At 57.4% G+C, this 277-nt stretch carries 1 protein-coding gene; it reads right to left on the bottom strand.

All coding sequences use genetic code 11. The features are described 5' to 3' along the window. Positions 1-277: DUF2827 family protein (locus tag SB689_RS23005; RefSeq protein WP_410694381.1), on the bottom strand; the 277-nt coding region annotated here is incomplete at both ends.

The following is a 277-nucleotide window of genomic DNA, read 5'->3' as shown; positions in this document are numbered from 1 at the left end:
GGCGCGTTGTGAATCAACGGATAGTCGCCATACAGCGCGTCCAGATACAAAATGTTCTGGTCGTTATGCCATTGGTGGCTCACGACCGCGTTGGCGAACTGGCTCATGTAACCTACAAAATCGTGTCGTTGGTCCAGTTGAAGTTTGTTGTCGCGGGCAAGCTCCAGCGAGCGAGTGAGAAATTCGAAGGTCGGATGACGCTGCATCTGCACGCTATTGAGCACGTGCACGCGCGACACCGACTCAGGCTCAGCCCGGGCGGCGGCCTCGCACACCA

The organism is Chryseobacterium sp. SIMBA_038 (assembly GCF_046535115.1).
Classification (GTDB): domain Bacteria; phylum Bacteroidota; class Bacteroidia; order Flavobacteriales; family Weeksellaceae; genus Chryseobacterium.
This window is presented reverse-complemented; position numbering and strand designations above follow the sequence as displayed.